This window comes from Shewanella sp. 3_MG-2023 (assembly GCF_030548765.1).
GTDB lineage: Bacteria > Pseudomonadota > Gammaproteobacteria > Enterobacterales > Shewanellaceae > Shewanella.
The window spans coordinates 1-23,507 of sequence record NZ_JAUOSH010000036.1 but is presented as its reverse complement, the minus strand read 5'-3'; the positions used below and the strand labels follow the sequence as shown (position 1 = coordinate 23,507).

Genomic DNA, 23,507 nt, shown 5'->3' with positions numbered 1-23,507 from the left:
TGGCTTACTGCACTATTTAAGGAAAAAAGTGGACTATGAAAGAGTGGTATTTCTCAAATAATGGTGAGATCAGCGGACCATTAAGGCTGGCAGAATCAAATAAGTTTATTGCGTCAAATCCAAATGTTTATGCTTGGCATCCTTCTTATGCGCAGTGGGTTCCTGTAAGTGATATAGAAGAGTTCGATGTTATTGGCTCTCCACCACCTGCACCGGCGGAAATCCCGCAACAACTGATAGAGCATTTCACAGCTAAAGAGCGTGAGCTAAATGCTGCGCTAGGCCGAATAGATAATACGATTCAAACTATCAGTAGTTCAATGGCAGATATTGATCGCGACACCAATCGCTTTAAACAAACCACCAAAGATTTAAACGATAAAGTAGAAGCAACGTTAAAAAGCGTTAATGAGCAATATGCTGCATTACAGAAGACTCTTGCTGGTGTTAACTGATTGAGTAAAGAAACCTTATTACTCTGATTTGCATATAACATTTGTTTATAACTAAAACATTAAGAATACGATTATGAAAAAATGGTTTTTTTCCAAAAATGGCAAAATAACTGGGCCATTTACAGAAGTTGAAGCAAAAGAATTTTTACTCAGTGATGGTAACTGTTATGGATGGCACCCATCATTCACTCAATGGAAACCTGCAAGCAGCATTCCCGAATTTGCCGCCTTTGTTCCAGCAGTGACACCACCAGCTGAAATACCTCAAGCATTAATCGCCGAATTTGCAGCTAAAGATAAAGCATTACAAGCAAAAATACTTAGCATGGAAGAAAGCGTTATTTCTACCAAGGCCTACCTGCTTGAGTTTGAGCAAGAAATTACTAATTATAAAAAATTAACGAATAATCTAAATGATGAAGTTAAAAATAATATTAGTCCTTTTGAAAACAAATATAATTCGCTACAAAACTCATTTGACGAATTAGTTAGTGCGTTATCAATTGCTAAAACTGAAGTTAATGAAGCTGTTACTGAATTTAATCAACGAGTCAACAAACGGCTTGCTGAAAGCGGCACCGATACTAAAGCCGTTACCGCAGCTCCTGTAGCTAAAGATGCTGCAGTAAGTTCGGCAGCTTTATCTGTTGATAATGTCTCTGCAATCAGTGATCAAATTCAAAAAGCACTTGCTGAAAGCATGATGTCAGCAGTAGAAGACGTCAACAACTCAGAACTGACAGCGAAGAAATCGTTAGATCCTGTTGCCGTAGCACCTAAAAAAGCTAAAGCAAAAATTGATAAAATAGAATTCTCTGAAGACATCGCTGAAGATACTCAATCTGAAGCTGAAGAAAAAGCGGCTGGTCTATCTGGCGTGAGTAATATCTTCAAATCTGTCTTCAAGGGGGATCCTAAGACACCGCCAAAAAAGTCAGAAACGCCGGATGATGCAGATCAGCTGGTGAAATCAACGAATGCTAACAGCAATGATAAGAAAGCTACTGATAAAAAAGAAGAAGTTGTAGAAACTGAAGATGAAAAAGAAGCCAGAATGAGACGTCGTAGAAGACGTACACATTACATTGCTTCTTAACATTTACAGCTACTGAGGTAATGATACTTAACTGCTGATAGTTGCACCGAATTGAATATCAAAACGGCCTATTTATTAAATAGGCCGTTTTTTATTGAATCGAGTTCGTTGGAATAGTCTTAACAGAGGTGACTCAATGCAGTATTCAGCGACTCAACTTTCCGAGTTGAACATTTGCTATGATTATCACTGTAATCGAATACAAAAATGTCCGCTCACTGCTGCAATCACCTTGTAAATGTCGCTTGGATATTACTCACTGCATATGTTGGCAAAGGTTGCTTGAGTTAGCGTTTGCAAATCTGCTGGCGCCAATGAGATTTCTAAGCCCCTGCGACCCGCGCTCACGTACATGGTATTAAGCTCCTTGGCAGAGCTATTTATCACGGTCTTTAAACGCCGTTTTTGTCCTAATGGGCTCACTCCACCAAATACATAACCGGTGGTTTTTTCCGCTAGCCCTTTATCCGCCATCGCCGCTTTTTTACCACCAAGAGCTTTAGCAAGTAATTTAAGGCTCAACATTGATGTCATGGGCACAACCGCAACGGCCAATTCCTTGCTGTCTATTGTAACCACTAAAGTCTTAAACACTTGGCTCGCTGACACGCCAAGTTTTTCTACCGCTTCATCACCATAGGACTGGGCATTACTATCATGCTCATATTCATAGATAGTGTGAGGAGTTTTATGTTTTTTGAGGGTGTTAATCGCTGGGGTCATAGTGTCTGTAATAAATCCGTAAATAAGACCACCTAATGCTGTGATCTTTTAGCTGTTAGTATCTGTGATTTGTTGATATTCAAAACTGGTAATTTCAAAAGGATTGCCATCGGGATCTGCAAAGTAAATTGACCAGGTAATTTCATGATCGCTTTCAGTATATTTTATCTTATTCTCAGCAAGTTTTTGTTTCCACATCTGGTAATTATTAGCATCCACCCCAAAAGCGACTGTGGTAAATTTAGGCTTAATACTTTCAAAAAGCGCTAAATGAATATCACCATGCTCGATAGTTAGCGGGCCGTCGCCTTGACTCCAAAAGGCTAACGCTTCGACCAGCCTAAAACCCAGCACTTGTTGATACCAAGCGAATGCCTTTGCCCTATCCCTGACATAAATATGAATATGGTCAACCCGAGTCAGTTTAGGGCCAGTTTGACTGAGTTTTGGCTCATTAGAAACAGACATATTAACTCCGATTAATCCACGTTGGTGCACCAAACTCAGTCAATTGCTTATCGACTAGCACAATTGCATCATCATCTGAACAACACAGCAATTCTTGCTGTTTAGCTAATGGCAGCGACTTAAACAGTGATTGCGTTTGTGCGTCATTAATCTCTGTGGCCGATAGGTGCGGCACAAATAAAAATGGCACTAAGGCTAAAGCGCTGGTATCAATTAATCCCACTTGATTACTATCACCACATAAATGCGCTGTATCAATTGATGGCGTCATTATCATCGCCCCAGCACTGATCCCAATAATCGCAGTACTAGTTCCTGCACTGTGTTTTACAGGACGATCAATTCTAAGGCGATCAATTTCCGGGCTATCTTGACTTATATCACCCAGTGCCAGTTGATAGAGTAACTTATCTAGCCCACGCTGCTTTAACCAGTATAGGAAACGATAAGTATCGCCACCGGATAAATATATTAGCCCTGCTTGGCGTAAAATACGTTCCGACTCGGTGGTATAGCCATCTTCAAGATCAATATAGTTAACCTTGTCAAAGCCAAGGCCCTTAAACATGGCAGCTACTGGCGCAAAATAGCTTCGCTGAGCATCTGGCTCAGATGCTATATAAACTACGCCAGCTTGCTTTTCAGCAATCGACAATGTCGCCACCATAGCTGCTATCGCTTGCTGGGATGCTATTGATGTTGCATCACTTAATAATGCTAATTTCATTGATCTTGTAACTCCGTTTACTGTTTTGCATTTATGTCACATTTTGCCGAATAGCTAGACTGCTTAGTCGTCTGCTAAAGCATCAAACTGCTGTCTTTTCTCGTCCATAAACTGCTGCATCGCTGCAGGATCTTGCATCAAATGCGCCATTTGCGACATCACTAACATGTGTGGGGCATCTTGCTGCTGAAACATCGCCATAGCGTGCATTTTACTTTGCGCGACCATTTGCTCGAATGTCTCTGCGCGAAATACTTCATCACAAGCGCCACCAAGCTGTTTACAGGTCATTGTTTTCATCATTATCTCTCTTTTTAAATTATTAAAATTCTGTTGTATTAAGCACTTTGGCTTGCATAATGTTACCAAGGGTAAAGCAACAAATAAATTTGATTAATAATCAAACCCTAGCTGCGCTTTAATGCCATCATTAAAAGCGTGTTTTATCGGTTGAACTTCGGACACTGTATCGGCAAGTTCAATGATTTCACGATGGCAGGCACGGCCGGTAATGATAACATGTTGCATGGCTGGGCGATTTTTTAACGCATTCAGTACCCGCTCAACCTCTATGTAGTGATAGCTCACCATATAAGTTAACTCATCTAATAGCACTAAATTAACTGACTCATCTTGTAAGAGTTTTTCAGCTTCAAGCCAGGCTTCCATCGCCGCTTGAGTGTCTTTTTCTTTATCTTGGGTTTCCCAAGTAAAGCCTGTGCCCATGACATGAAACTCAACCCCTGCGCCTTCTAACAGATTGCGCTCGCCACAGGCCCAAGTGCCTTTGATAAATTGCACTACTGCGGCTTTGTGTCCATGGCCGACGGCGCGAGCAACAGAGCCAAAACCTGAAGTCGATTTACCTTTACCGTTACCAGTAAGCACTAGCAAAATGCCTTTTTCATCTTGGGCGGCAGCAATTTTTGCATCAACCCCTTGTTTTACTTTTTGCTGACGCGCCTTATGACGCTGGGCTTTAGTGGCATCGATATTACTGGTTTGGCTCTGGTTTTCGTTTTGGTTTTCATTATCACTCATGAGAGACTTCCTGTTAATTTATCCATATCTAAATGCGCTTCAAGCACATCAGCTAATCGTTCTAATTGTTGTTCACGTATTTGGTTTATATCAATGCTTTTGGCTTGAGCAAGCCCTGCCCACTGCAATATAAGCTCACAGGCATCTGGGCTATCAAATAAACCATGAACATAGGTTGCCAAAATTTGGTTATCATCACTGAGTAGGCCTTCTGCGTACTGCGTATCACTCTGCTGTGATGTGAGACTGATAGGCGCTAGCAAATCTGCAGAAGTTAGCTTTTGAGTCACGCCGCAGTGAATTTCATAACCTTCAATGCTTGCTTTAGCTTCATTAAGCGCTAAGTGACCACTTACTTTACATAGGGTTTTATCTGCCGTCAGTGTGGTTTCAATGGGCAGTAAGCTTAAGCCTTTACTGCTACCTGCCAAATCTTCAATGGCATCGGGGTCATGAATATATTGACCTAACATTTGATAACCACCACAAATGCCTATGACTTTACCGCCATAACGTAAGTGCTTATTAACCTCAAGATCCCAGCCTTGTTGACGCATAAATTCTAAATCTGCTCTGACATTTTTACTGCCTGGTAATATGATTAAATCCACTTTGGGGAAATCTGGATTACTGGATTGGGATTGCAGGCTAAGATAATGAAACTCAATGTAAGGATTCAACCGTAAAGGGTCAAAGTCGGTATGATTACTGATCCTTGGAAAAACTAACACCAGCACTTTGAGCTTATGATTGATAATGGCTAAGTCCTTTTCCGAACCTGTGACTTTCCCATGGGAGTCAATCAGCGCATCTTCAGCATCTAAATGTAAATCATGTAAGTAAGGCAAAACCCCAAATACCGGTTTTTGGGTGTAGTTTTCCAGCCAGTCGATGCCAGATTGTAATAGGCTAATATCGCCACGAAAGCGATTAATCACAAAGCCTTTAACTCTTTGTTGCTCAGATCCACTGAGCAGTGCCAAGGTGCCCACAAGGTGGGCAAATACGCCGCCTTTATCAATATCAGCAATAATAATGACAGGGCAATCGACCGCTTCAGCAAAGCCCATATTGGCGATATCCCCTTCGCGCAAATTGATTTCTGCAGGGCTACCTGCCCCTTCAACTACCACCAGCTGATATTGCTGGGTCAAGCGCTCAAAAGACTGTAATACCGCATCCATAGCGAGGGTTTTATAGTTACGGCTTTCCGGGCCAAAAAAAGCTTTTGCCTCTAATGTGGTCAAGGCTTTACCGTGAATAATCACTTGGGAGCCAGTATCACTACTTGGCTTTAATAATACTGGATTAAAATCCGTATGCAGCGCAAGCTTACACGCCACGGCTTGCAATGCTTGGGCGCGGCCAATTTCGCCGCCATCTGCGGTAACTGCGCTATTTAATGCCATATTTTGTGGTTTAAATGGCGCCACCTTAGTACCTTGGCGAGCAAATACCCGACAAAGACCCGCAACTAGGGTGCTTTTACCCGCATCTGATGTGGTGCCTTGCACCATTAAGGTTTTAGCCGCTCCAGCTTGATAGCTATGGCCAGAACTGCCCGTATTGCTTGTGCTAGTTTTAGTTTGGTTTTTAATTTGCATCATGGTTGATTTTTATCTGTCATTTAAGCTGCTATGGCGTGACATTAGAGAAAGTGAATGAGGTATTGGCAGTGTTAACCATGCTTATACAATCGCTGTTGTAAGAATATAGCTTAGCCATAGGTTTAGCGTTTAAGCTCAACGGGTAAGCCTGCAACCACTAAGGTGACCTTGTCAGCGATTTTAGCAATAGCTTGGTTTACCCAACCGGCTTCATCAGCAAAACGACGGCTTAATTCTCCAAGTGGCACAATGCCTGAGCCCACTTCATTGCTGATTAATATCACCTGCGCTTCAAGAGTGGGTAAACATGCCAATAACGCCTGCTTTTGCTGTTGCCATAATTCATCAACACCATCACGGTGGGTCTCTTCACTGGCCACAAGATGATTAGTTAAATACAGCGTGAGGCAATCGACAAACAATACCGTATTCGGGGAGTCATATTTAACTAAGGTATGGGCAATGGCTAGCGGCGTTTCAACCAGCTGCCAATCAATATTTGAGTTATCTCTGTCTTGTTGGTGACGTAAAATTCGCTGCTTCATCTCATCATCAAGTGCGGTGGCGGTGGCGATATAGACGCAACGATGCCCTTGCAAAGCGAAAGGCTCAGCAAGGGATTCACCATAACGGCTTTTACCTGAACGGGCACCACCAAGCACCAGATGGATCATGCAGTTTTTCCTTTATTAACATTGATCTAAGCTAAAATTTTTACTTCAAAAATTTAATTTAGCCCTATGACTAAAATTGCGCCATAACACAGTAGTTCAGCAATCTGTTGTGCAGCGCCTAACGTGTCACCGGTATAGCCGCCAATTTGACGATTACCGCCCCATATCAAGGCTTGTCGTAATAACACTAATAGCAATAACAACCCAAAGGCGACTACGCCGTTTAAACAGGCTAGTACCACAAAGCCACTTAAGCATAAAATCAATAAATCATTGATGTGCTGATGCTGCGCCAGAGGTTTTGATTTGCTGCCATCATCTTCAGTAACATATTGGCCTGAAAAGATAATGCTCCCTGCTAACACGCGGCTTAAACCATGGGCAACAACAATGGCGACGACCGCATTAATCGGGCTATAAAGGGCAATTTCGACTAACAATTGCCACTTTAATAATAGGCAAAGCACTAAGGCTAAGGTGCCATAAGTGCCTATTCTTGAATCTTTCATGATGCGCAGCTTGTCAGCAACTTTCCAGCCACCACCAAAACCATCAGCGGTATCAGCAAGGCCATCTTCATGAAAGCCTCCTGTGACTAATACGCCGGTTATCATCGCCAAGATCACCGCAACCCCATTAGGCAACACAAACTGACTCACCCAAAACACCGCTGCGCTTATGCTGCCAACAAATAACCCTATTACGCCAAAATAACGGCTAGCTTGATTAAGCTTTTCACTGTCAAACTCAACCCAAGCTGGCACAGGGATTCGAGTGAAGAAACTTAACGCAATAAGCAATAAATTCAGTTGTTTTTTTAGTGTACTTCCACTTTTAGGCGCTTGATAATCAGTTTCATCAGACTGATTTTTTGCCCCCTCAGATGACGACTGTTGCTCCATGACGTTTCCTTTAATTGCCTATCACAGCTAATTGGCTATCACAGCGTTAATATTTACTGCGTTATTTACTTCTCGATTTACTTCTCGATTCGCAGCGCAATTACACCACTGACTTTACGCCGGCATTTTCAAAACTAGCCATATCATTGTAGAAGTTCACCGCCGCTTCAATGATTGGCAGTGATAGCGCAGCGCCTGTACCTTCACCTAGTCTAAACCCTAATTGCAATAATGGTTTAGCATCCATTGCGGCTAGCATTTTAATATGGCCTTGCTCATCTGATTGGTGAGCAAAAATTAAGTAATCTTTTACATCAGGGTGTAATTTAACTGCGGCTAATGCCGCTGCGGTTGCAATAAAGCCATCAATAACCACCAGCATCTTTTTCTCAGCGGCCGCTAAAATAGCGCCTGTCATTTGCACAATTTCAAAGCCGCCAACACAGGCAAGTACATTAACCGGATCGGTAAATTTACTTCTATGCAGGTTAAGCGCTACACCCAATAACTCGGTTTTAAGAGCAAAGGCTCTATCATCAATCCCCGTACCTCGGCCGACACACTCTTTAATATCTAAGCCTAATAATGCGGCCATAATCGCCGCAGCTGACGAGGTATTGCCAATGCCCATTTCACCAAGCGCAATCAGGTTACAACCTGAATCATAGTGACGTTGCACCACTTCACTTGCATAGCTAAAGCCATCTTTAACCGCTAATAAACTCATGGCCGCTTTTTGATGAATTGCTTGAGTGCCATTGCCTAAACGATGCTGAGTAATACGAGGGTCATCAACTGGCTGCAACATGCCGCAATCAATCACTTCAAGGTTTAAACCCATTTGACGGCAAAAGACATTAATCGCAGCGCCGCCATTGGCAAAGTTAGCCACCATTTGTTGAGTAACTTCACTGGGGGCAATCGATACCCCATGAGCAGCAATACCATGATCGCCAGCAAACACCAACATAGCAGGCTTATTAATACTCAACTTATGCCTAATATTGTACTTTGGTTTCATATTAGCTTGTGGCGTTAGTTGCACTTGCGCAATCTGCATTGCTAGCGTTTCGAGTAACCCTAGCGCCCCTAGCGGCTTAGTTTTCTGATTAATTTTATGCTGTATTTGATCATCAAATTTATGACTAACTGGATCTACCGCAAACATCCCTTACTCTCCAAAACTGCAATCTCATCGACGATGACGTAATACAAAAAGAAAAAATACACTACCAATTGCGGCAGTGATAATACCTACCGGCAACTCTTGGTTGCCTAATAAACAACGGGCTAATACATCAATCCATACCATAAATATGCCGCCGACTAATGCCGTCATCATAATAGGTTGTTGCCCAGGATAGAGCAGCCGCACGGTATGAGGGATCATCAAGCCAACAAAGCCAATGCCGCCGCAACTTGCCACCAGCGTGGCGGTAATTAATGAACACAAAATAAGCATTGCTAAGCGAATTTTGGCGACGTTAACCCCTAAGGAGTGCGCCGTTTCATCCCCCGCTTGAATGGCTAATACCTGACGCTTAAAAGCTAAAATAATTAATATGCTGCAAACTACCACCACAGATGGGATAACCAGGCCTGCCCAGCTAGCTTTAGCAAAGCTGCCCAAACTCCAAAATAATACTGAAGCCGCCGCTTGAGGGCTTGAAAAATACAGTACCAAACTGGTTAGCGCGCCGAACATGAAAGAGGTGGCCACCCCAGACAATAGCATCCGCTCAACTTGGCTAGCACGACCAAAACCAGATAAACCTAATACCAACAGCACAGATAAACTCGAACCAATAAAAGCGCCAATTGGTAAACTAATGGATGACCAAGACCACCAGGCATCATTACTGAATAAGCCTGAACGTAAAATAGCATTGGCAAGATGACCAGAAGACTCTCCTAACCATTGCAGCACTAAGCCTTGGCTGCCAAAAAAGCTCAGCACTAATACCGCCCCAAATGACGCCCCAGAGCTAATACCAAATAAATAGGGATCCGCCAACGGGTTACGTGTCACCGTTTGCAATACACTGCCCGCAAGCGCCAAACCTGCGCCTGCCACAAAGGCTAAAATAATTCTTGGAAAACGCAGCTCAAACACAATCCGCTGCGTTAGTGAATCTGTTTCACCTGTACCTAATGCCAAATTAGCAAACAAGCTAACGACTTGTTCAAAACTGATATTAGCAGCGCCGAAACTTGCCGCGGCGATTGGAGTAACTAGGGTCACTATGGCAGTAACAAACAGCAGTAGCTTATGCTTAAAACTTAAACTCATCTGCTTTGCTAGCTTCACTGATTGTGTGGCATCAATGGCTGTCATTTATCGCCCTGCCCGTGGTTTGATTGGCCATGTTTTTGTTCAGAGCTTGGATATGCGTTTTGCTGCGAGCTTTGACAAGTGTTTTGATTAGCATTGTCATAATGACTTTGATAACCATAAAAATAAGTAATTAACGGTTTACCGTGCTGTGGGTGACTTGATATTTGGCAGCAAACATCAAACACGTTCCCCAAAATGGTTTCTGTTAATACTTCATCAGGTAAACCTTGAGCGATGCACTTTCCTTGATCAAGTAACAGCAATCTATCGCACATTGCGCTGGCTAAATTAAGATCGTGAATAGAGGCAATCACGCTAATGCCAAGTTGCCTAACCAACTCAAGAATTTGGATTTGATAGCGAATATCTAAATGATTAGTCGGCTCATCAAGGATCAATAACTGCGGCTTTTGCACGATAGCCCGTGCAATTAATGCCCGCTGTTTTTCACCGCCAGATAACTGCTCATATTGCTGCAAGGCTTTGTGCTCAAGACCCACTTTAGCCAGCGCCTTGGCAATATCATCTGCATCTGCTTGGGTATTGGTTTCAAAAAGGCCTTTATGGGGCGTTAAGCCCATAGAAACCAGTTGATGGGTGGTCATATCAAAATAATGGGGTGACTCTTGCTGCACAACGGCAACCTTAGTGGCCAATTGTTTATGAGAAAAACCATTAATATTGTCGCCAAATAAGCTGATTTTGCCAGCATCAGGGGTGATATAGCGATACAAGCAGCGCAGTAAGCTGGATTTACCCGCACCATTAGGGCCAATAAGCCCTAGCATTTCACCACGTTGCAAGGCAAAACTGACTTGAGAAAGGATCTCATTGTCTGCAACTGACCAGCTTAGCTGATCAACTGTTAATGCCGCAGTAGTCAAGATACTACCCCTGCGGTTATCCAAGAGGCATGTTTAGCCACATCTGGGGTTTTAATACTGATCACGATACAAACTCCGCCTGAGTTACCCGCTCAAGTTGTTGTTAGGTGCTGCTAATTCAGCAAGAAAAACTAAGCTAGGTATCTGACTTAATGGCATTCATTAATCACTTATCTTACAAGTGATGAGATGCTATTTTACAGTTGCGGGTACAGTTCGAGCTAAACAGCATTTAGGCTAGTTCTCGATTCCCTACTCATTTAGCGAACCGCTTGATACTGGTGTTGCTTAAAGCATTTCACACAAGCACTCAACTGCAGCTAAATTGACTTAATTTGAAATTTTATTGCACTTAATAAATGCGGCTTATATTGTACGGTATATCTGCCTAAGTGAAGTTAGTTTTTTCTGCTAATTTTAGGCTAAAACTAATTATTCCAGTTTAAACGATAGACGGGTTTAGTCGATTTATCATCAGCTTCAGGCCAAAACACATCAATGGTTACCGTCGCGGCATAATCTATATTCAGTTGTCCATATAGCCCTTTACAGCGCTCAAGCCCTAACACCAAAGCGATAATATGACGGATAACTCCACCGTGAGTCACTACCAGAGCAGTGGCTGATGCTGTTGCCTTAGCACTATTAGCCTCAGCAGTATGAGCTTCAGCCAAGTTGTAAGCTTGCAAGGTTATTTGCGCAAAAGCCTGCGCCACCCTTTGTTCAAATTCAGCCATGGGCTCAGCTTGGGGCGCGCCATGCTCCCAAGGGTTATCCCAATAGGCATCTAACGCTTTAGCGCTATGCTGATAAAGCTCTGCAAAGCTTTTTCCGTCCCACAAGCCAAAATCAATTTCCTGTAATTGAGACATTATCTCAACCTGTAAAGCTAAATCAGCACTCACTTGGTTTAACTGCTGCGCTAATTCAGCGGCAAACGCATGGCAGCGCACCAAAGGCGAACTGTATAGCTGCAGTGATGGCAAACAACCTAATAGCCCTAGCTTAGCCGCACTCTGGTGCATGTTCGTTAGCCCCAAATCAGTTAGCGCCACATCGGTTTTACCCCGCAAAATACTGTCGCCCTCACATTGGCCATGGCGTAACAATATTATCTTAGCTTGCTTCATCTAAGGAGACTCCATCGGCCGTTTCAATTGGCTTATGTTTTTAGTGTGAGCAATGGGCTTGCTCTTACAATCTATTTAAACGTATTATGGACGTCTATACGTTTAAATGTCCAAACAAAATATTTTAAGATGAATTTTATTACAGGGGATTTCGCATTATTCTGCCCTATAAAAGCATAAATAAAGGTATGCTTATTTCATCTAAAACCGTTAACACAATCCACTAACTACTTAAGTTAGCGTGTTATTTAACGCTCGATTAAGTGATTAGCATAAAAGCAATTAAGGTAATACGTTATGGCGAAGTCGACTTCCTACAGTCAGGTACTTGAACAACTTACAAATACGCTAAAACAGCGCATAGTTATCCTCGATGGTGCCATGGGCACAATGATTCAAGACTACAAACTGGAAGAAGCCGACTATCGTGGTGAGCGTTTTAAAGACTGGCACTGTGACGTAAAAGGCAACAACGACATGTTGGTGCTAAGCCAACGCCAAATCATTAAAGATATCCACACTAAATACCTGTTAGCGGGTGCTGACATTATTGAAACCAATACCTTTAATGCCACCACGATTGCTATGGCCGATTACGACATGCAGTCGTTGTCAGCAGAAATTAACCTTGAAGGCGCCAAAGTTGCCCGTGAAGCCGCTGATGACGTTACTGCGCAAACGGGTATTAAACGCTATGTTGCAGGGGTGCTTGGGCCAACCAACCGCACTTGCTCTATCAGCCCAGATGTAAACGACCCCAGTTTTCGTAATATCACTTTTGATCAATTAGTCGAAGCCTATGTTGAATCAACCCGTGCATTAATTGATGGCGGCGCAGATATCATCATGGTCGAAACCATCTTTGATACCCTCAACGCCAAAGCCGCATTATTTGCCATCGAATTAGTGTTTGATCAAATTGGTGATCGGCTACCTGTAATGATTTCAGGCACCATTACTGATGCTTCAGGTCGTACCCTAACAGGGCAAACCACCGAAGGCTTTTACAACTCACTGCGCCATATCAAACCATTATCCATTGGCCTTAACTGCGCCCTTGGCCCAAAAGAGTTGCGTCCCTACGTTGAAGAGTTATCACGGATTGCAGAATGTTATGTTTCTGCCCACCCTAACGCTGGCTTACCTAATGAGTTTGGCGGTTACGATGAAACCCCAGAAGAAATGGCCGAAGTGATCAGTGATTGGGCCCGAGAAGGCATGCTCAATATTGTGGGTGGCTGTTGTGGTAGTACACCCGCGCACATTAGCGTTATTCGCGATGCCGTTATCAGCCATGAGCCACGTGTCATACCTGATATTCCCGTTGCCTGTCGCTTATCAGGGCTTGAGCCATTAACCATTGATGGCAACTCATTATTTGTTAACGTCGGCGAGCGCGCCAACGTCACAGGTTCAGCCAAATTCCTGCGGTTAATTAAAGAAGAAAAGTTTGAAGAGGCCCTAGATGTCGTGCGTGAGCAAGTTGAAAACGGCGCACAAATCATCGATGTCAACATGGATGAAGGTATGCTTGATGGCGTCGAGTCGATGAAAAAGTTCTTGAACTTAATCGCCTCAGAGCCTGATATTTCCCGCGTGCCTATCATGATCGACTCATCAAAATGGGACGTGATTGAAGCTGGCCTTAAATGCGTTCAAGGCAAGTCGATTGTTAACTCCATTTCGATGAAAGAAGGTGAACAAGCCTTTATTCAGCAAGCCACCTTAGTGAAACGCTATGGCGCAGCCGCTATTGTGATGGCATTTGATGAAGATGGCCAAGCCGATACCCGCGCCCGTAAAACCGAAATCTGTACCCGCGCCTATCGCATACTGGTTGATGTGGTTGGCTTTGCCCCAGAAGACATCATTTTCGACCCGAATATATTTGCCATTGCCACCGGCATTGACGAGCACGATAACTACGCCGTCGATTTTATTGAGTCCATTAAAGACATTAAAGCCACTCTACCCCATGCAATGATTTCTGGCGGTGTGTCAAACGTCTCGTTCTCGTTTCGTGGTAACAACCCAGTCCGCGAAGCCATTCATGCGGTGTTTTTATACCACGCGATTCAAGCGGGCATGGACATGGGTATCGTTAACGCAGGTCAGTTAGCCATATTTGATGACATCGACAAAGACTTAAAAGAAAAAGTCGAAAATGTGGTACTGAATTTACCTTGCCCCGTTGCCGACTCAAGCAATACTGAGCAACTACTAGATGTTGCTGAGCGTTTTCGTGGTGACGGCAAACAAGTGGCTAAAAAGGAAGACTTAGCTTGGCGTAGTCTGCCCGTTAATGAGCGCTTATCCCACGCCTTAGTGAAAGGCATTACTGAGTTTATCGACCAAGACACCGAAGAAGCGCGCGCCGCTGCCACCCGCCCACTTGATGTGATTGAAGGGCCATTAATGGATGGGATGAATGTGGTCGGTGACTTATTTGGCTCAGGCAAAATGTTTCTGCCGCAAGTCGTTAAATCGGCTAGGGTAATGAAAAAAGCCGTGGCTTATTTAAACCCATACATTGAAGCGGAAAAAGTTGAAGGTCAATCAAACGGTAAAATTTTAATGGTTACCGTAAAAGGTGACGTGCACGATATTGGTAAAAACATTGTCGGCGTGGTGCTAGCCTGTAACGGCTTTGAAGTGTTCGACCTAGGCGTCATGGTGTCAGTTGAAAAAATCCTCGAAGCCGTAAAAGAGCACAATATTGATATTATTGGTATGTCAGGGCTTATTACCCCAAGCCTTGATGAAATGGTACATAACGTCAAAACCTTCCACCGAGAAGGGTTAACCATTCCGGCGATTATTGGCGGTGCAACCTGCTCAAAAATTCATACCGCAGTAAAAATTGCCCCACATTATCCACATGGTGCAATTTACATTGCCGATGCCTCGCGCGCCGTGCCTATGGTGTCAAAACTGGTTAATAACGACACTCGCCAGCCCACCATTGATGCAACCTATGCTGAATACGACATCATGCGTGAAAAGCGGTTATCACAAACCAAACGCAAAACCATAGTGTCAATTGACGCTGCCCGTGAAAACCGCTGTAAACACGATTGGGATAACTACACCCCATTTAAACCGAACAAATTGGGCCGCCAAGTATTTGATGATTACCCACTAGAAGATCTAGTGGATCGCATCGATTGGACGCCGTTTTTCAGAAGCTGGGAGCTGCATGGTCACTTCCCTGAAATTTTAGATGATAAAATTGTCGGTGAAGAAGCCCGTAAGCTCTATGCCGATGGTAAAGCCATGCTTGCAACCATCATCAGTGAAAAATGGCTTACTGCCAAAGCGGTCATTGGCTTATTCCCTGCCAATACCGTTAACCATGACGACATTGAGCTATACACAGATGAAACACGCACCACAGTTGAAATGACCACCCATCACTTGCGGATGCAGCTTGAACGTGTGGGCAATGACAACTTCTGCCTGGCTGATTTTGTCGCGCCAAAAGACTCAGGCGTCGCCGACTACATGGGCGGCTTTGCTGTTACCGCAGGCCACGGCATTGATGAACATGTGGCACGTTTTGAAGCCAACCATGATGACTACAACGCCATTATGCTTAAGTGCCTAGCCGACCGTTTAGCTGAAGCCTTTGCAGAGCGTATGCATGAACGGGTACGTAAAGAATTTTGGGGTTACGCTGCAGATGAAGTATTGGATAACGAAGCCCTTATTCGTGAAAAGTACAAAGGTATTCGCCCAGCACCTGGTTACCCAGCCTGTCCTGATCATACTGAAAAAGGCTTGTTATGGGATTTACTAAAACCCGATGAAACGATTGACCTTAATATCACTGAAAGTTATGCCATGTTCCCAACCGCTGCGGTATCAGGCTGGTACTTTGCTCACCCTAAATCACGTTACTTTGGGGTGACCAATATTGGTAAAGATCAAGTTGAGGATTATGCTGAGCGTAAAGGAATGACATTGGCAGAAGCGGAGAAGTGGTTATCACCAGTGTTGGATTATGACCCTGAATAGAGAGTGATCCTGAGTAGAGAGTGATCCTGAGTAGAGAGTGATCCAGAGTAATCATTGATTACTCTATTTCCAAACTTAATTTGGATTAAAAATGTGGCCTATGTGCCACATTTTTTACATCTAAATTTAACCATTTAAGGTCTTGATTAATTAATCTAAAACCCTAGGCTCATTGTAACCCATTGCCTGCCGCAGGCCTTCGTGCAAGCACGACTATGACACGCTGCAAGTTCATCCCTGAAAGCTCGGCCATGACGTCCATGTCATGGACGGTCACAGCCGCGCTTACACCTGATATTCAATCTCTTCGATTTGGGCTTACTTGTGACTACGATACGTGTAAACAGCCCTATCATTAAAGAAAACCTTGGTAGTTATTAGGTTATTTTTATCATCGTATTCCGCAACTTGAAATGGGGGTAGTTGGAACCTGCGGCGGTCTTTGGATTAGTTTACTCTGACCCAATATATTTGGAGGCAGTAAAGTATTTATTATTTCAGGTAAGCCAGCTCCGTTAGAACAATTAAAAAAGTGGTCCGTTACAGAAAGCAATAAATGCTCACTCCAATCACAAGCGGTCATTATTTCAGGTGAAACTGTGAAACTTTCTTCTCTGCGTAACAATATCCTAGTCTGCCCAGATATAGGCTTGGACGAAAAAATATATCTAGGTTTTTTGAATAAGTGGGGGTCAATTCAACTCTCACCCAAATGAAGTTTGACGCTAAATACCCCCATTGAGCCTGCAAGTTTGTTTGATGAACGAGTTCTCTCTGAGTTGACTCGTTTTAAACTAGAACTTATATCAATATTAACCTGTCATCGTTCCAAGAATCACTAATGGTCGCTACTGATTTTTCAAAGCCATTTTAGCTGAGTTCATTAACCGACCTATTGTGACTGAAAAGACCCACTTAATAAATGACACTGTGAAATTAATAACAATATCTGCACCTTTCCCAGCAAATACAAGCATATGCCCTAACAAACCTCTAACTTGATCTTCAAGGCCGGCCATACTCGCAACTTTAACCGTGCAACTAGCCATAAAGTCATAAACTGAACCTATGGCAGCACCTCCATGCTGAAGTGCTAATACTGCATTGTGAAAGCCACCATCAATCATTAATGTCATTAATGCTGCAGCAATTTTATCAGCCCAGTGAGCTGAATAAGTAGTTTGAATTCGATTATTATAATTGAGAACAACTCGCTCTAATATTGAGCCAGCCTGTTGGCTATATATATCCCCCCAGTCCGAAAAATTGGTAGTATTAATATACCCTGGAGCTTTTAACATTGAGTGAGCAGAGACATCCACACCTTGGGCTCTATAAGAAACATATTCACTCCCATTAATATGTGCGTGATAAAATGGCCAAACAGGTACCTTTGCAACGGGATCTGCACCATGAACACATCGGAAAATTTTATCAATTCTAGAACTACTTTTTATTGCAAAATCTTTCTTGCCAACTCTAGGGCACCCAAAGGTATAGAGATATACTGTTTTACCATATTTAGACTTGATCCAATCTGCAACTAGTGTAGCTAGTGCTCCACCTAAACTATGGCCAATACAATGAATTACCCCTGAACTATTTAATACTTCAGGTTTTGATATATATCCTTCAAGCGCATCTCGAAAAGAAGCAAACGTCGTCTGGAAGCCAGTGTGTACTTGTGTACCGGTATCACTACTTGTTGTATGACAAGTTGCATCAGTAAGCGCATCAGCTAAACTCGCAGTACCTCGAACAGCAATGACATGATCACCTTTATGTTGCAGGCTATGCCCTTGGCCTATTAATACAAACCCCGTTGTTTCGCGCCAAAAAAATCCACCTGTAGTTCCTTGATGTACATCAGAAGTTTTAAACTTGAAATGTTTTTTAATCACTCGATCTACATCTAATTTATTCGGTGTTCCCTCAACATCATAAGCCAATAAAGCTAACCTTGAAGCTAAGTTAGGAGGTATTGCAGTCATATTTTGTCCTTAAAATATTTATGTTCAGTAAATTAGTTTTAATCCTCTAAGTCATCAAAACTAGTTACTTCCTCTAGATCATCTCCGTAATAAGCTGAGATTTTATTTCCTTGCCAATAACATGTTGAAATAACCATTTGGTCAGCTCTTAAGCCATACTCGGTTAAATCAAACTCGTAATGCAGTTCTTTATTTTGTAAGTCAGTGTTTAATTGATTTAGATAGTTATTTAAAAAAGGAACTGACGTCCAGTGTTTACTTACTCTCCAAAGCCAATGCTCATTATTTTCATCCGTAGATTCATCTATATCTTTATGAAAAAAGATATACTGCTTTACTGGAGCATCTTGTCCGAAAATATCTCCGGGCGATTTGGATTTAACAATAAGCTCATCAAAAGAAAACTCACCATTTATATCCGTCAGTGCATAATCAATAATAAGTTTGCCATTATCATAACCAGAATATGACAACTCCCTGACAACCTCCATACCTGATACAGCTTTACCACCGTCAGTTATTCGCCCTTTCACGACTGGAGATAGCTCTACATCATAACGCTTAAATAAACTAAACATCGCTTGTTCTCCTAGTGAAGAAAATGATAAAAAAATAAAAAGTAGTAATATAGAAGAAAATATCAAGATAGGACGACGATAATTATCAAACAACGCCTTTGACATAAGAACCTGTTTTATATCCATATTAATGGTACTGATAATTTAAATTAATACCATATCCATACCAGTTTGAATTAATACAGCAATAATAATCAATCAAAAATTTAAACTCAATAGCCCATATTAATTAGTTAAGTAGAGGTATACATCAAAAGTAATAATAAATAAGTGAGAGTAAACAAGTGGGGGAAGAATCAGGGCGAGATCGTGAACGCTTTTCAAATAAAAGTGGGGGCAGAGTAAACTAAATCTAAACCCCATCAATTCAAATGAAGTCAGACGCTGGAGATTCCCCGCTGGAAGTGTCCGAGTGCGTTAAGTGAATTGACGTGAGCTCGGCATGGTTGCCGAGATAGCCTCATTTGAGCCATGGATGGCGAATCTGAGGCGGTAGTCAATTCACTTAAATTAGCACAAGCCTAATATTTACCAAGTGCCACTTCGTCGGGGCTGCGGGGCCAATGTTTACAGAGAGTAAGAGGGTGTCGCAGTTCACACCCTTTTGGTCTGGTGTGGGCGAAGCGCCACGACTTACCTTGGCCAGTAGGCCGAATTTGGCGAGATATGGATACCCCACCAAAAGCGTTAGCTATTTTCAAAATACACTAAGGATAACAACTTCGTCGGGGCTGCTAAGTCAATGTTTACCGAAAGTAAGAGCGTGTCGCAGTTCCCCCCCCTTTTTGGCCGCACTCTTTACAAAGTATGAGGCGAAGCGCCACGACTTACCTTGGCCGCAAGGCCATAAAAGAATAGTAATAAACCTAATCATAAAACCCATTTCCCAAAAAACAATTACATGGCCCACCCCAAGCAGCTAAGTTCGCCAACATTTTTAGCATGGCTGACACCTTAACCACTCTGTGAAACTTGATGTTCTATTGAATTCTAATTACACAAAACTAAGGTACTTTAACCCTGTGAACCCTGCACTAGCTTTCGTTTTAGCCCTATCGTTCATCACTTTACTGATGAACAATAGGACCGATATGAGACAGGACTGATAGAAATAGCAGCCTAAACTCGTTTAGCTTCATGCTACTGAAGTTCAGTTGTTTTTCTTAGCTGCTCTAGTTCTGCATATAAATACTCAGTAAAAAAACCATGCATTAAAAAACGCTGGCTTAGATTCCAAGGGCCAACTAAGTAATGTGGGTATTTGTTGTAGGCCATTTCAACGATCTCAGGCTTATCAATAATGCGGCCAATGCGAATAGCAATTGACTGGTCGAGGTTAAAGCCATTAATAGCGTCTCTATATTCATCACGCTTAAGCAAAAAGCAAAATAAGCACATAAACAACGCATGGGCTGTTTCAAAATCAATCACTTGAGTACGTTTTCGCGGCAAATCAAACTCATCCATGTTTATAGTTTGCCAATGCTCCCAATTCAGCTTGGCGTGCTCTTTTGGCTGTGCATTCTTTGCATTTCCAAGTCGATAAAAAGCCTCGAATAATTCTTGGTCATGCATCACAAATGTATCGCGCAGCATATCATCGACACATTTGGGGTATAAATCGACAAATAGACTATTTGTAGAACTCGCTTTCGAGCCGCTATCTAACCGAGAACTTGCTACCTGAGAGTTATCAACATCTAATTGCTCAACAACTGAGTTTTCAGCCAAAAAGTTAAGTACATTCGACTCTGTTGAAAAGTGTCTTAAAATTAATAAATTAGCTTCTGGAGAAACCAGATGTTTGCAAAACCAGCAGATCATTTTTTGTAAAAAAGAATGACTACTAAACTGAGGCAAAGGCAAACGCTTTAAGAACCATGTTAGATGCAAAAGCATAGCAAAAAACAGCTGCAACACAGGCCTTAAGGTCCAACGGAACGGGTTTTGTAAATCTTTAATCCAAAGATCTAGTGCTGCCTGTTCTATGGGTAATGAATTATCCCTTGAAATTGCGCGAATAAATGCACTTTGACTAGCCATTATCAACCTCCTCTAACTGCAGCATATACAGTCTGGCAACCACTTTTGCCGTGCGTTCAATGGCTTTAATGGCGACATCATCAGTTGCGACCCGATCCACTAATTTATACAGTTCTTCAAGGTGATGTTCATCGTTTTCACCGTGATAACGCATAAAACAAGTTGCTGAGCTTGGTACTTCAAGCTGCTCTTCAACTAGCTCAGCCCACTTATTCGCCATTTTGTTTCCAAGCCCTTCAATGATCCACATAGCACCAATGAGATCTATTGGGTTTTCTTGACTGGCACGGTACATAAGGAAGCCATGTAATGCTTCAGAACCGATATTTTTACTGGCATTTTGTATCACTTCTGCTTCACCACCAGTGGCAACATAATCGCTTTCAAGTAGCATAAAATCTTTATGTTCATCTTTAGCGTGAGCAATCACAATTGAGCGCACATCGGAGTAATCACGATTAAAGCTTGATGCACAGCGAGTGATCCAACGCGATCCCTCAATCACCTGTTGGCGCAAATTAAGCAGCAGCTTTTGGTAATCTTGATGACTTAACCGACCTTGTTCTAATCGTTTCACAATGGGCACTTTAGACAAAGCTAAGTCAAAATCGAACCAGATTTTAAGTAACGATTGCAAACATGCTTGGCCTGTAGGTGTTAATATTTGCTCTGACATTGATTACTCCACCACAGTTAAGTGCATATAAGCACAATTAAATCGGCCACTTTCTGGCACCATACAAAATAACGTTTCGCCAGCGGCTAAAGAATGCGTTGCTAAGAATTCATCGAGCATAATGAAAATTGAAGCGCAGCCAGTATTACCTCGCTCATACAAATTGGTGTACCACTTTTCTTCAGGAATCGACACCCCAGCAACACCAAGCATATCGACTATTTTGCTTTTGAAATAAGCGGAAGAAAAATGACATAACACATGATCGATCTTATCAACGCTAAACATTTCATCCTGAATTAGCTTCAAAAACCCATTGACACCGACTGACACAATATTATCAAGCAAGCGGACATCTTGACGTAATAACAAGGCTCCTGCTTGTTCTGCCTCGCTGTAAGTTGCAAAGTCTTGCCAGCTTTTATCGCTACCTTTTGCCGTACCAACAGACATGCAAACCGGATATACATCGGCGTGAGAAAAGCTTTTTATCCAATCAATACGTAAACTTTTACCAGTCTTACGTGGCTGATTTTCTAGTAGTAACGCCCCTGCACCATCGGATAACATCCAACGCAGAAACTCGGCATTAAAATCAATTACATCACCTTTCACTTGCTCATACCGGGTGTGCTTAAATAGCCGAGAGGCAAGTTCACTGGCAATCACTAACGCATTGGTAGACTCTTGCGCTTTAATATTGGTGAAAGCTGATTTAAGCGCCATCATACTGCTTGAGCAAATTCCATGGCTGGTTTGCAATTCTACATTAGAGATATCTAACTCAGCCTGCACCATGCTGCCAAAGCCAGGTAATACTAAATCACCTTGGCTTGTGGCCACACTGAGCATTTCTACTTGATTAGGCGAAATGAAACTGGCATCTAAACAGTTTTGACCTGCATGAGCAGCCATCTCACTATTTGATATTTGCGTTTGTTGTTGCTGGTTAATGGCATAGTGACGAGTTTTGATGCCATTTGATTGTAAAATTTTGCGTTTTAGTCGACTCTTTTTGCCATTAACTAAGCCAAGGATGTTTTCTATTTCATCATTATCGATGGCGGGGCCGGGAAGATAATGCCCGGTACTATTAATATACACACTCAACTTACAGCCCTCTTTCGCATTGCCACACGAATACAACGAATATTTTCTTCTATATACGGAAATACACACACTACGGCCATAAAACTCAAATAGCTGACTAAGTAAGCACTGCCACCATGGGGTGTTGCCACAGGTACAAGGTCCATATTCCCTTGCCAATTTAAACTAATTAAATTAAGGAATTGCGGCCAGTTGATAATAATAATAGTGATTAACATATACATAGGCAGTGTGCCAAGATAGTTATGGGCATGCATCTCCCAAATAGAGATTTCTCGCTTAGGCGAGGCATACCTAACATCGGCATGAGCAACCACCTCATGTAAGATCCAAGTGAACAAGCTAATAATTAAGATGAGTACATTGACGTAATACATAAGACACAGTATTAGCGGAATGCCGATTTGGATCCCCATGAGTGAATGCATGAAGCTTTCTTTTACGCCTGAGGTAAGTTCAATTTTTGTCGCGCGGTGGCAAAACCAATCTGCCAAGCCTGCTATCCCCCATATTGGCAATAGCATGAAAAGCAAAAAGTTAACAAGCAGCTGTGACGTATCCATGTCACCAATTCCTTTTGGTCAATATTGTAAATAAGGTCGAAAACACTAACACTTATAGCCTGAATTGTAAGTACTTTTCAAGCACTGTGTTAAGAACTTAACATGCCACCCATTATTGAAAAGTATTGGAGACTGCGGCGGTGTTTGGATTTAGTTTACTCTGATCCAACATATTTCAGATGTCACTTTCCACCCTAATAATATCACCACTGATTAAACTATTTTTTTGTATTTGCGGTTTGCCAATTAAGAGTTAGCTAAACTCACTACTTAGGTGGTTAAAATGACTAACTGTTTATTTATCACACAGGTGTAAATTGAATATGTTTTGATTTGTTTTTGATTTCCTTTTGATTAAAACTACTTAAAATCACTTAAAATCACTTTAAATCAGTTGCTTAAGTGATTACCTCAAAACTTGGCACGCAGCTTGTAATAACCTAGGTGTACCCCATAATTGAAAAGGAAGACACCATGTTTAACTCAACCT

General features: G+C 42.3%; 21 protein-coding genes and 1 riboswitch. Of the genes, 3 read left to right on the top strand and 18 right to left on the bottom strand.

Translation table 11 applies throughout. The features are described from left to right. Positions 1–35 precede the first annotated feature (35 nt). Together Q4591_RS17180 and Q4591_RS17175 are read left to right on the top strand one after the other, a co-directional pair. Complete coding sequence (locus tag Q4591_RS17180; RefSeq protein WP_102438656.1) at positions 36–455, top strand: DUF4339 domain-containing protein; 420 nt, start codon at positions 36–38, stop codon at positions 453–455. 73 nt (positions 456–528) lie between these two features. Next, positions 529–1,551: a DUF4339 domain-containing protein gene (locus Q4591_RS17175; protein ID WP_102476307.1), complete on the top strand. Its 1,023-nt coding sequence runs from the start codon at positions 529–531 to the stop codon at positions 1,549–1,551. Between the two features lie 252 nt (positions 1,552–1,803). Here Q4591_RS17175 and ybaK read toward each other — a convergent pair whose 3' ends face one another. The 12 genes from ybaK to Q4591_RS17115 form a co-directional block, all read right to left on the bottom strand. Next, complete coding sequence (gene ybaK / locus Q4591_RS17170; protein WP_303462085.1) at positions 1,804–2,274, bottom strand: Cys-tRNA(Pro) deacylase; 471 nt, start codon at positions 2,272–2,274, stop codon at positions 1,804–1,806. A gap of 48 nt (positions 2,275–2,322) precedes the next feature. After that, positions 2,323–2,742, bottom strand: coding sequence for a VOC family protein (locus Q4591_RS17165; RefSeq protein WP_102438662.1), 420 nt, complete (start codon positions 2,740–2,742; stop codon positions 2,323–2,325). A gap of 1 nt (position 2,743) precedes the next feature. After that, on the bottom strand, positions 2,744–3,469 hold the full coding sequence (locus Q4591_RS17160) for a Type 1 glutamine amidotransferase-like domain-containing protein (RefSeq protein ID WP_303462083.1): 726 nt from the start codon (positions 3,467–3,469) through the stop codon (positions 2,744–2,746). 63 nt (positions 3,470–3,532) lie between these two features. Then, positions 3,533–3,772 carry a hypothetical protein gene (locus Q4591_RS17155; RefSeq protein ID WP_198589317.1) on the bottom strand — a complete coding sequence of 80 codons (240 nt, stop codon included), beginning with the start codon at positions 3,770–3,772 and terminating at the stop codon, positions 3,533–3,535. Positions 3,773–3,862: 90 nt separating this feature from the next. Next, positions 3,863–4,510 carry a cob(I)yrinic acid a,c-diamide adenosyltransferase gene (gene cobO / locus Q4591_RS17150; RefSeq protein WP_303462082.1) on the bottom strand — a complete coding sequence of 216 codons (648 nt, stop codon included), beginning with the start codon at positions 4,508–4,510 and terminating at the stop codon, positions 3,863–3,865. After that, positions 4,507–6,027 (bottom strand): cobyric acid synthase, encoded by a 1,521-nt coding sequence (locus Q4591_RS17145; RefSeq protein WP_303462109.1) that lies wholly within the window; start codon positions 6,025–6,027, stop codon positions 4,507–4,509. The genes cobO and Q4591_RS17145 overlap by 4 nt, the downstream gene beginning before the upstream one ends. Before the next feature lie 212 nt (positions 6,028–6,239). Then, entirely contained in the window at positions 6,240–6,791 is a 552-nt protein-coding gene (gene cobU, locus Q4591_RS17140) for a bifunctional adenosylcobinamide kinase/adenosylcobinamide-phosphate guanylyltransferase (protein WP_303462080.1), read from the bottom strand. Positions 6,792–6,844: 53 nt separating this feature from the next. After that, positions 6,845–7,693, bottom strand: coding sequence for an adenosylcobinamide-GDP ribazoletransferase (locus Q4591_RS17135; protein WP_102476302.1), 849 nt, complete (start codon positions 7,691–7,693; stop codon positions 6,845–6,847). 100 nt (positions 7,694–7,793) lie between these two features. After that, entirely contained in the window at positions 7,794–8,861 is a 1,068-nt protein-coding gene (cobT, locus tag Q4591_RS17130) for a nicotinate-nucleotide--dimethylbenzimidazole phosphoribosyltransferase (protein WP_102438672.1), read from the bottom strand. Positions 8,862–8,885: 24 nt separating this feature from the next. Beyond that, complete coding sequence (locus Q4591_RS17125) at positions 8,886–9,983, bottom strand: iron ABC transporter permease (protein WP_241901048.1); 1,098 nt, start codon at positions 9,981–9,983, stop codon at positions 8,886–8,888. Positions 9,984–10,024: 41 nt separating this feature from the next. Beyond that, positions 10,025–10,912 (bottom strand): ABC transporter ATP-binding protein, encoded by an 888-nt coding sequence (locus tag Q4591_RS17120; protein WP_102438676.1) that lies wholly within the window; start codon positions 10,910–10,912, stop codon positions 10,025–10,027. Positions 10,913–11,029: 117 nt separating this feature from the next. Beyond that, positions 11,030–11,202, bottom strand: a riboswitch (cobalamin riboswitch). 138 nt (positions 11,203–11,340) lie between these two features. Further along, positions 11,341–12,042: a histidine phosphatase family protein gene (locus tag Q4591_RS17115; protein ID WP_102520145.1), complete on the bottom strand. Its 702-nt coding sequence runs from the start codon at positions 12,040–12,042 to the stop codon at positions 11,341–11,343. Positions 12,043–12,339: 297 nt separating this feature from the next. Here Q4591_RS17115 and metH point away from each other — a divergent pair, with 297 nt between their 5' ends. Then, positions 12,340–16,056 (top strand): methionine synthase, encoded by a 3,717-nt coding sequence (metH, locus tag Q4591_RS17110; RefSeq protein ID WP_303462077.1) that lies wholly within the window; start codon positions 12,340–12,342, stop codon positions 16,054–16,056. Between the two features lie 848 nt (positions 16,057–16,904). On the opposite strand, the gene Q4591_RS17105 is transcribed toward metH, so the two are convergent. From Q4591_RS17105 to Q4591_RS17080, 6 genes are all read right to left on the bottom strand, one after another. Then, positions 16,905–18,047 carry a lipase family protein gene (locus Q4591_RS17105; protein WP_303462075.1) on the bottom strand — a complete coding sequence of 381 codons (1,143 nt, stop codon included), beginning with the start codon at positions 18,045–18,047 and terminating at the stop codon, positions 16,905–16,907. Positions 18,048–18,085: 38 nt separating this feature from the next. Beyond that, the gene (locus Q4591_RS17100) at positions 18,086–18,751 is read right to left on the bottom strand and encodes a DUF6795 domain-containing protein (RefSeq protein ID WP_303462073.1); all 666 of its coding nucleotides are present in this window, start codon (positions 18,749–18,751) and stop codon (positions 18,086–18,088) included. 1,014 nt (positions 18,752–19,765) lie between these two features. Then, entirely contained in the window at positions 19,766–20,668 is a 903-nt protein-coding gene (locus Q4591_RS17095; protein ID WP_102438684.1) for a hypothetical protein, read from the bottom strand. Further along, positions 20,661–21,344 (bottom strand): iron-containing redox enzyme family protein, encoded by a 684-nt coding sequence (locus Q4591_RS17090; RefSeq protein WP_102438686.1) that lies wholly within the window; start codon positions 21,342–21,344, stop codon positions 20,661–20,663. The genes Q4591_RS17095 and Q4591_RS17090 overlap by 8 nt, the downstream gene beginning before the upstream one ends. Positions 21,345–21,347: 3 nt before the next feature. Then, on the bottom strand, positions 21,348–22,448 hold the full coding sequence (locus Q4591_RS17085; protein ID WP_241903525.1) for a beta-ketoacyl-ACP synthase III: 1,101 nt from the start codon (positions 22,446–22,448) through the stop codon (positions 21,348–21,350). A gap of 2 nt (positions 22,449–22,450) precedes the next feature. Beyond that, positions 22,451–23,017, bottom strand: a complete 567-nt coding sequence (locus tag Q4591_RS17080; protein WP_102438690.1) for a diguanylate cyclase — start codon at positions 23,015–23,017, stop codon at positions 22,451–22,453. Between the last annotated feature and the right edge of the window lie 490 nt (positions 23,018–23,507).

What these genes read in the sequence shown, in the direction of transcription:
- cobU (WP_303462080.1), bottom strand. Translation starts at nt 6,791, where the DNA reads ATGATCCATCTGGTGCTTGGTGGTGCCCGTTCAGGTAAAAGCCGTTAT.
- Q4591_RS17160 (WP_303462083.1), bottom strand. Translation starts at nt 3,469, where the DNA reads ATGAAATTAGCATTATTAAGTGATGCAACATCAATAGCATCCCAGCAA.
- metH (WP_303462077.1), top strand. Translation starts at nt 12,340, where the DNA reads ATGGCGAAGTCGACTTCCTACAGTCAGGTACTTGAACAACTTACAAAT.
- Q4591_RS17105 (WP_303462075.1), bottom strand. Translation starts at nt 18,047, where the DNA reads ATGACTGCAATACCTCCTAACTTAGCTTCAAGGTTAGCTTTATTGGCT.
- ybaK (WP_303462085.1), bottom strand. Translation starts at nt 2,274, where the DNA reads ATGACCCCAGCGATTAACACCCTCAAAAAACATAAAACTCCTCACACT.
- Q4591_RS17135 (WP_102476302.1), bottom strand. Translation starts at nt 7,693, where the DNA reads ATGGAGCAACAGTCGTCATCTGAGGGGGCAAAAAATCAGTCTGATGAA.
- Q4591_RS17165 (WP_102438662.1), bottom strand. Translation starts at nt 2,742, where the DNA reads ATGTCTGTTTCTAATGAGCCAAAACTCAGTCAAACTGGCCCTAAACTG.
- Q4591_RS17100 (WP_303462073.1), bottom strand. Translation starts at nt 18,751, where the DNA reads ATGGATATAAAACAGGTTCTTATGTCAAAGGCGTTGTTTGATAATTAT.
- Q4591_RS17145 (WP_303462109.1), bottom strand. Translation starts at nt 6,027, where the DNA reads ATGGTGCAAGGCACCACATCAGATGCGGGTAAAAGCACCCTAGTTGCG.
- Q4591_RS17125 (WP_241901048.1), bottom strand. Translation starts at nt 9,983, where the DNA reads ATGAGTTTAAGTTTTAAGCATAAGCTACTGCTGTTTGTTACTGCCATA.
- cobO (WP_303462082.1), bottom strand. Translation starts at nt 4,510, where the DNA reads ATGAGTGATAATGAAAACCAAAACGAAAACCAGAGCCAAACCAGTAAT.
- Q4591_RS17175 (WP_102476307.1), top strand. Translation starts at nt 529, where the DNA reads ATGAAAAAATGGTTTTTTTCCAAAAATGGCAAAATAACTGGGCCATTT.
- Q4591_RS17095 (WP_102438684.1), bottom strand. Translation starts at nt 20,668, where the DNA reads ATGGCTAGTCAAAGTGCATTTATTCGCGCAATTTCAAGGGATAATTCA.
- cobT (WP_102438672.1), bottom strand. Translation starts at nt 8,861, where the DNA reads ATGTTTGCGGTAGATCCAGTTAGTCATAAATTTGATGATCAAATACAG.
- Q4591_RS17080 (WP_102438690.1), bottom strand. Translation starts at nt 23,017, where the DNA reads ATGGATACGTCACAGCTGCTTGTTAACTTTTTGCTTTTCATGCTATTG.
- Q4591_RS17180 (WP_102438656.1), top strand. Translation starts at nt 36, where the DNA reads ATGAAAGAGTGGTATTTCTCAAATAATGGTGAGATCAGCGGACCATTA.
- Q4591_RS17115 (WP_102520145.1), bottom strand. Translation starts at nt 12,042, where the DNA reads ATGAAGCAAGCTAAGATAATATTGTTACGCCATGGCCAATGTGAGGGC.
- Q4591_RS17090 (WP_102438686.1), bottom strand. Translation starts at nt 21,344, where the DNA reads ATGTCAGAGCAAATATTAACACCTACAGGCCAAGCATGTTTGCAATCG.
- Q4591_RS17155 (WP_198589317.1), bottom strand. Translation starts at nt 3,772, where the DNA reads ATGATGAAAACAATGACCTGTAAACAGCTTGGTGGCGCTTGTGATGAA.